The 6,919-nt window shown below is 60.0% G+C and carries 4 protein-coding genes and 3 pseudogenes; 3 read left to right on the forward strand and 4 right to left on the reverse strand.

The window, feature by feature from the left end; all coding sequences use genetic code 11:
* A partial coding sequence (locus IPV08_RS24015) for an Ig-like domain-containing protein (RefSeq protein WP_207414326.1) occupies nt 1-2,391 on the forward strand: 2,391 nt, incomplete at its 5' end.
* A gap of 206 nt (nt 2,392-2,597) precedes the next feature.
* Here IPV08_RS24015 and IPV08_RS24020 read toward each other — a convergent pair.
* Nucleotides 2,598-2,753: pseudogene (locus tag IPV08_RS24020) on the reverse strand (IS3 family transposase); the annotation flags it as partial.
* Nucleotides 2,754-2,944: 191 nt separating this feature from the next.
* On the opposite strand from IPV08_RS24020, the pseudogene IPV08_RS24025 reads away from it, so the two are divergent.
* Nucleotides 2,945-3,418: pseudogene (locus IPV08_RS24025) on the forward strand (IS6 family transposase); the annotation flags it as partial.
* 113 nt (nt 3,419-3,531) lie between these two features.
* On the opposite strand, the pseudogene IPV08_RS24030 reads toward IPV08_RS24025, so the two are convergent.
* Nucleotides 3,532-4,156: pseudogene (locus IPV08_RS24030) on the reverse strand (SOS response-associated peptidase family protein); the annotation flags it as partial.
* An 11-nt stretch (nt 4,157-4,167) separates the two neighbouring features.
* Entirely contained in the window at nt 4,168-4,389 is a 222-nt protein-coding gene (locus IPV08_RS24035; protein ID WP_207414328.1) for a hypothetical protein, read from the reverse strand.
* Between the two features lie 116 nt (nt 4,390-4,505).
* Between IPV08_RS24035 and IPV08_RS24040 the strand changes: the two genes are divergently transcribed.
* A protein-coding gene (locus IPV08_RS24040) for an IS630 family transposase (RefSeq protein ID WP_207414330.1) occupies nt 4,506-5,461 on the forward strand; the annotation gives its coding sequence in 2 pieces (ribosomal slippage) (nt 4,506-4,845 and nt 4,845-5,461; 957 coding nt in all).
* Between the two features lie 599 nt (nt 5,462-6,060).
* On the opposite strand, the gene IPV08_RS24045 is transcribed toward IPV08_RS24040, so the two are convergent.
* Nucleotides 6,061-6,858: an MFS transporter gene (locus tag IPV08_RS24045; RefSeq protein ID WP_207414332.1), complete on the reverse strand. Its 798-nt coding sequence runs from the start codon at nt 6,856-6,858 to the stop codon at nt 6,061-6,063.
* Between the last annotated feature and the right edge of the window lie 61 nt (nt 6,859-6,919).

The following is a 6,919-nucleotide window of genomic DNA, read 5'->3' on the forward strand; positions in this document are numbered from 1 at the left end:
CTTGGATCAAGCAGCACGGATCGTGTTACCCGCGACAACACTTTGTCGGTCAGCGGATCGGTCAGTGGAGTTGCGGAAAATGCGGTCGTCAGCATTGCCGTTATGCGCAACGGCGACCTCGTCACCACCCTGACCGGTTCGGTTCAGAACGGCATCTTCACCACGAATACCAGCCCGGCACTGTCCTCGACGGGTACGGCAGGTACGGAGTACACATTCTCAGCTTCTGTCACGGATGTGAACGGTAACAAGACCACTCAGAGCTTCGGTGTCACGGTCGATCGTCTGGCAGCCGAAGCCACCATTGGATTGGTGTCAGGTTCCGACAGTGGTGCCACTAACGACACGACACCAGACTTCTCCGGTGTCACCGAGGCTGGCGCGACAGTCGATGTGTTCCTGAATGGCGATCTCATCGGCACGACGGTCGCCAACAGCAGCGGCGGCTACACGCTGACCTTTGCTGACACAGGTCTTGATCCGCTTGCCAACGGCACCTACACGCTGACAACCATCACGACCGACGTAGCCGGGAACATTAAGTCGAGTGCGCAAGGCACGTCCTTCAGCGTCGACACCACGGTGCCGACCGCCACGATCACCCTGGCCGACAGCGCGCTGAGCGCCGGTAAGACCACCCAGGTGACGATCACCTTCTCGGAGGCGGTCGACGGCTTCACCCTGGCCGACCTGACCCCCAGCAACGGCAAGCTGAGCGGTCTGAGCGCCGCCAGCATCAACCCAGTCACGGGAGCGGTGACCTACACCGCGACGCTGACCCCCGCGATCAGCACGGAATCCGCCGACAACGTCGTCAGCCTGTCCACGGGCTACACCGACGCGGCCGGCAACACCGGCACCGTGGCGACCAGCGCCAACTACATTGTCGACACCAAAGTACCGACAGTGGCTTCTGTGGCTGTGTCTGGGCCTGGTATAGCAGATGGCTCAGGAACGTTGGTCACTGGCCAAACAGTGTCCTTCGCTTTCGATATATCGGAGGCAGTACGCGTAGCCGGCATTGCTGGGTTGGTCTTAAACCTCAGCAACGGAGCTACCGCGAGCTACAACCAGAATGCATCAACTTCGACAACGCTCGTTTTCGATTACACAGTACTAGTCGATCAGGTCGCTGGTGATCTTGTAATAGAAAGTGTTTCTGCCAATGGCGCTGTAATTACTGATCTAAATGGAAACACATTCAATGTTGATGGATTTGTTGTTAATCCTTCCGGTACTCTGAGGATAGATGGATATACTGGAACGCAGGGAAGCGATAATTTCCGCGGTACCGCGGGGGCCGAAACCTTTATTGGATTGAGCGGTGACGATACCTATTTAGTTAATAACGTCGATGACCAAGTCATTGAGGCACGTAACGAAGGCACTGATACGGTACGGACCAGCGTGGACTATACGCTCATGGCAGGCCAAGAGATCGAGGTGCTGCGCGCCTTAGGAACGGTCGGTCTGAAGCTCACTGGCAATGAGTTTGACAACAGAATCGTTGGAACGTCTGGGAACGACGTCATCAACGGTCAAGCGGGCGCAGACTTGATGTTCGGGGGGCGTGGCGACGACGACTATTTTGTCGACAACGTGAACGATCTAGTGACCGAAGCCGCTAATGAGGGTAAAGATACTGTCTATACATCTGTCAGTTACACACTGAAGGCTGGCCAAGAGATCGAAACTCTGCGAGGTTCGGGTTCGACAGGTCTGACGCTCACCGGCAACGAGTTTGGTAACAAGCTGGTTGGAACTGATGGGAATGACATCCTGAACGGTAAAGCAGGAGCAGACACGCTCTCCGGTGGCTTCGGCAACGATAAATACTATGTTGACAATGCGAACGATCAGGTGACCGAGATAGCCGGTGAAGGTAGCGATATAGTCTATACTAGCGTCAGCTATACACTGGGTGCAGGTCAAGAGATCGAAACCTTGTCGTTCATAGGCTCAAAGGGCCTCACACTGACTGGTAATGAGCTTGCCAACACCATTGTCGGGGGCGCTGGAAAAGACGTGCTCGTCGGCGGACTTGGTCGGGACGTGCTAACTGGTGGTGCCGGAAGCGACACCTTTACCTTCCAGACACTAAACGACACTGTCACCGGAGCTGCGACACGCGATATCATCCAGGACTTCAAGATCGGAGCGGACCATATCGATTTGTTCGCGATCGATGCCAATTCGAAAGTTTCTGGTGACCAGTCGTTCTCGTTTATCGGCGCGAGTGCTTTCACCAAGGAGGCGGGACAGCTCCACACAGTTCAATCCGGTGGCTCGACCATCGTCGCGGGTGACGTGGATGGAGATGGGAAGTCTGACTTCCAGATCCTTCTTAAGAACGTGGTCGATGCCCTGCACGCAAACGACTTCCTCCTCTAGTCGGAGCGACTGAATCGAACGACTGGCTTCAGCCCAGAAGAAATGAGCTGAAGGCAAAGCGAGCGAGAACGGCAGGCGGAGAGTGGGTGGTAGTCAATTTACCGACCACTCTCCGACTTTTTTTATCGATAAGACTGAGACTCCCTTGGAGTTTCTGAGCGTGTTGTAAGCTGACCTACCCCCATTAGGTGGCCTAGTTCAAATCTGACGAACTCATGGCCTTTGTCCGAACGAACATGCCCCGGCACGCCGCGCAGGATGAAGAGATCCGATAAAAGGTCGATAACGTCGGTGGAGTTGAGCTTCCGGTCGATCCGGATTGCGATGCATTCCCTGGTGAACTTGTCGATCACGTCCAGTAGCGTGTCGCCAGCGCGATAGTGTTGGCGGTGAGCGCTGCATCGTCGGATCGGCCCTTCGCTGACCTGACCGGCTCGCGCACCACTGCGAGATTGTCGAGACAGGCAACGAGAGGGGCCTGTCGCAAACGCGCGGCGTTTACCCCGCGTTGACCATACGGCCTGCATGGCGCTTCCGCTCGTAGAGGCCACTTATGATCTTGTCCGCCATCGCCGCCAAGCTTAAGCAGCGTGCTAAGAGCGACTTCAGGGGTCGGCATTACAAGGCGGCGCTATCCGCTGAGCTACCGTGACATCGAGAAGCTGTTCCTGGAACGCGGCATCGAGGTCGATCACAGCACCCTGAACCGCTGGGTTCTGGCCTATGCTCCCCTGATCGAGAAACGGCTGCGCCAGTTCCGCAAGCCGCCTGCGGTTCGGTCTGGATCGACGAAACCTACATCAAGGTGCGCGGCGAGTGGCGCTACCTGTACCGAGCCGTCGACAAGCACGGCAATCCGGCTGACTTCCTGCTCTCCGCCAACCGGGATCTAGACGCCGCCAAGCGCTTCTTCCGCAAGATGCTCTCGGCCGAGCCCGTCTTTGCTCCGGACCGCGTTGATACCGATGGCGCCGGCACCTACTCGCCGGTCATTACGGAGAGCCGAAAGGAGGGCCTGCTGCTTCGCGCTCTGCTTCGGACTTCCAAAGGCGAACGAGGCGTGACGTTAGAGGCTGTTCTGCGCCTCACGTCCAAGATTGCGACAGGCCTATCCTCACTCTGCCGGATCGCGCCGAGCTCCTGTGCTACGATTTTCATCATGGCGCCGGGCAGCGGACGCTGCAGCTCAAGGGCGATCTCGGTCGGCGCCTCAAGCCACGTCCGCCACTCATCCGACGTCGTCAGCAGGACGGGCATTGCCGCCGGGTGGACCGGGCCGACGATTCCGTTTGCATCGTAGGTGAGAAATCAGAACAGCCGGTGCTCGGCCTCCCTCCTATCGGGGTTCTCGGACTTGGTCCCACGCACGCCGGTCCAGGGCCGCCAGATGTCGGCGAAGGCAAACAGCGGCCGGTCGTCATCGAGGGCGAACCACGTTGGTGTCTTCTTCGGCTTGGTGACTGCGTACTCGCTGAACGACGACACCGGGACGAGGCAGCGGTATTCCGGCTTGAGCCAGGGTCGCCAGTGTGGGCTCTTCACGATCCGCACATTGGTAACGGGGTGCTCCCCGTACTGCTTCGGGCCGGGGATGCCCCATCGGAACATCTCAAGGGCCCGCCTGCCCTCTTCGATCCGCACGATGTGCCATCTGGTCGGGGAAGATGCCGGGCATCCTCGGCAGGTTGCCGGCGCAATCCTCGTCCACGCCGAAGGTCTTGCGGATCTCCGCTTGTGACGTGACCAGACTGTAGAGGTTGCACATCGCTCACGTCCTCAAGCGGCTCGGGTAGCCCACTCGTATCGAGATTGCCAGGCATCCCGCTCTGCCCGAACCTCGACCAGCTCGCGACGTAGCGCCTCGATTTGGGCTTGCAGCTCGCCGGCATCCACGGCGAGTTCAATGCACTGCTCCTGAGCATCGGCAAGTTGGGCGCACAGCTCGGTATTCTCGACAGCCAGGGCGAGGAATCGGGCGTGCTGTGCCGTGTCGGTCATGCGATCCCCTGCCCCAGGCCAGTGCTAGAGCGGTGTCCGATCGGCTTGAATCGACCGGGGTTTTGGGGGCGGCGCAGATGTGATTCGATGCGCGGCTTTCCGAGGAGGAGAGCCGGATGCCCTCAGCCCTGTCAGTCGATCTGCGTGAACGGGTCGTGATGGCGATCGAGGCAGGAGCCTCGCGCCGGGAAGCCGCCAGACGGTTCGAGGTTAGTCCGGCTAGCGCCGTGCGCTGGCACGAGGCCTTCATGCGGGAAGGACGCACATGGGCCAAGCCGATGGGCGGCGATCAGCGCTCGCACGCCATCGAGGCCCAGGCTGGCCTGATCCGGCGGACCTATGAGGCCAAACCGGAACTGTTCCTGCGGGAGCTACGCACCCATCTGGCCGAACGCGGCCTGCGGGTCGGGGTCAGCAGCCTGTCCCGCTTCTTCAAGCGCCACGGCATCACGCGTAAAAAAACACCGGCCACGCCGCAGAGCAGGATCGAGAGGACGTGAAGGCCGCGCGCCTGGCCTGGTTCGAGGGCCAGCTCGACCTCGATCCAGACCGGCTCGTGTTCCTGGACGAGACCGCAACCAACACGAAAATGACGCGTCGCTACGGATGGGCGCCGCGTGGCAAGCGCTGCCGGGTGGCCGTGCCGTTCGGTCACTGGAAAACCATCACGGTCACAGCGGGACTGCGGGCCAGCGGCCTGACGGCGACCGCGCTCTTCGACGGCCCCATGACCGGGGTCCGCTTCCGCCGCTATGTCGATGAGACCCTGGCGCCGACTCTGAAGCAGGGTGACACAGTCGTGCTCGACAACCTGCCCGCCCACAAAGTCAGCGGCATCCGCGAACGCATCGAGGCGGCCGGTGCCCGCCTGCTCTACCTGCCGGCCTACTCGCCCGACTTCAATCCGATCGAACTGGCCTTTGCCAAGCTCAAGGCCTGTTTGCGAGCCCAGGGCGCCCGCACGGTTGTGGAACTCTGCGACACCATCAAGCAGGCCTTCAGGCGCTTCACACCGAATGAGTGCCGCAACTACCTCGTGGCCGCAGGCTACGATGCTTTCGATCCAACCTGATCGGATGCCGCTCTAGCCTGATATGGTATTGATCGCGATAGGTTCAAGAATCTTGTGAGAGCCAGTTGCCCAGCCTCGAAGCGTTCCCATCAATTCGCTAAAAGTGAGGATTGCTCTATTACCAGCAAAGTGCCTCGCCTTAGAACAATAGCTGTGCTTTCACGTCCAAGCGTTGGACGCCGGCACAAAGAGGGGCCACTCTCTCGAGCAGCCCCTCCATTGCCAAGCCACGGTCGTGCGTGACCAGAATTGCGCCGGTTTAAGCGGCGCGGACCTCACCAGAGGTGAGCATCCAGGTCAGCAGCGCGGACGACCGCAGCGTAAGACAATGAGACACTGGATCACCTCCTTTCGTTCGTTACTCGGAGAGCCCGATTTAGGGGGAGCACCTCGAACCCGCAAGAACGTTGGGCTTGTGCCTTCTGCATATGAGGAATGCGAGCGACATGAACTCGCTACGTTGAAGTTGGAAACTTGCGATGCTTGATCAGGCGAGCTTCAACCCAACTTGGCCGCTTCTCGTCACTTCAATCCTGCTCGCAAGCAGACGGTCGTCGTGCTTAGATCAAGCTGTTTCGATACGGCACTACAACCTTATTTTAGGTGGCAGGCCGCCCTGTGACTCGGCCGCCCGTTGCCCCTTCGTTGCTGGCTTGGGTCTCAGGCATGAACAGCCAAAACAGCACAGCACCGAGAACGGCTACTGCCGTGAGGGTGAAGAAGGCAGCGTTGTACCCGGCCCACACCACCAATACGCCGGCGAGGGCCATGCTCATCACACCGCCAATCCCATGCACCGTGCCGACCACTCCCTGAGCCGCCGCGAAGTGCCCACTTCCCCGCGTCAGATCGGCAACCACGACCGGGAAAAGGGCCCCGATCAGCCCAGCACCGACGCCATCGAGCAGCTGCACGGTGATCAGCCATGCTGTGTTGTCGGAAAAAGTGTAGAGTGCCCCACGCAGCGCGAGCGCTACGAAGGCAGCGAGCAGCAGCGGCTTGCGCCCCCACGCATCCGCCCGAGCACCTGCGAGGGCCGCCACAGGAACCATTACCGACTGTGCCGCGATGGCGGATGCCGCAGTCAAGGCGATACCCTGTCCGACGTTCTGCAGAGCGAGTTTCTGCGACACCAGCCCTAGCATGGACGCGTTCGCGAGATGGAAAAGGGAGCCACAGGTCGCGAACACCATAAGAGGCCGGGAACTTAGCAGCAGGCTCCAGGCCGACGGTCGCGCGCCCTGCGCTGCGTCCCCAGGCAAAAGACCTCGGGCAACGTCGTGGTCAATTGCGGCCGAGGGGACAGCAGCAGCGGCCGCTACGCTGGCGATCGCGGAGAATCCCATTGTCCAGAATAGGACCGAACTGCCCAGGAAAGGCGCGGCGAGCAGGATCACTAAGAGCGTCTAACAGAACGGCACGAAGCTGGAAGTTCAGCGTTGGTTTGGCATGGCCAGA

It is taken from the genome of Methylobacterium sp. SD274, assembly GCF_017355285.1.
GTDB lineage: Bacteria > Pseudomonadota > Alphaproteobacteria > Rhizobiales > Beijerinckiaceae > Methylobacterium.

Bases quoted from the DNA above. Each gene is read 5' to 3' on its own strand.
- IPV08_RS24035 (WP_207414328.1), bottom strand. From the start codon at position 4,389: ATGACCGACACGGCACAGCACGCCCGATTCCTCGCCCTGGCTGTCGAG.